This is a genomic window from Actinocorallia libanotica (assembly GCF_039525175.1).
Taxonomy (GTDB): domain Bacteria; phylum Actinomycetota; class Actinomycetes; order Streptosporangiales; family Streptosporangiaceae; genus Actinocorallia; species Actinocorallia libanotica.
Genome location: NZ_BAAAHH010000124.1, coordinates 1 through 632 on the forward strand (window position 1 = coordinate 1; position 632 = coordinate 632).

Here is a 632-nt window from a genome sequence, read left to right on the forward strand (position 1 = left end):
ACAGAAGCCGGGGTGTTCAAGCCTCTGCACCGACTGTTCCTACAAAAAATTTCTGAGCAGGGAGGCCATGGTGAGCAACAGCAACACGCCCCTGTGGGAAGGGCTGTACAAAGAGCTGCGTGAACGGATCGTTTCCCGCGATCTGCCGCCCAACAGCGAGGTGTCGAGAGAGATGCAGCTGGCCGCCCAGTACGGGATCAGCCGCACAACTGTCCGGCAGGCGCTCGCGCAGCTCCAGGCTGACGGCCTCATCACCCGCGGCATGGGCCGCCTGGGCAGGCGCGTGCGGGACCAGCGGCCGCTGGAATGGAACCTGTGCAAGTTCGAGCGCGGCGAGCGCCGCGACAACGCCTCCACTGGCATGGACGACTGGGCGGCGGCGGTGGCCGAGCAGGGCCGCGAGCCCCGCCAGGAGGTCAGCGTCTCCATCACGGTGCCGCCGGCCGACGTCGCCCTGGCGCTGGAGTTGGAGCCCGGAGCCCTGGCCGTGCGTCGCCACCGCGTGCGCTACGTCGACAACGTGCCTTATCAGCTGTCCGTCAGTTGGTTCCCGGAGTCCATCGCCAGGGACACGCTGCTCATGGAAGAGCGCGACATCGCTGTTCCCGGTGGGATTCTTCGTTCCATCGGTT

The 632-nt window shown here is 66.6% G+C and carries 1 protein-coding gene; it reads left to right on the forward strand.

The features are described 5' to 3' along the window. Window positions 1-70 precede the first annotated feature (70 nt). Window positions 71-632 (forward strand): GntR family transcriptional regulator (locus tag ABD140_RS39970; protein ID WP_344248297.1); only part of this gene is annotated, 562 nt, incomplete at its 3' end.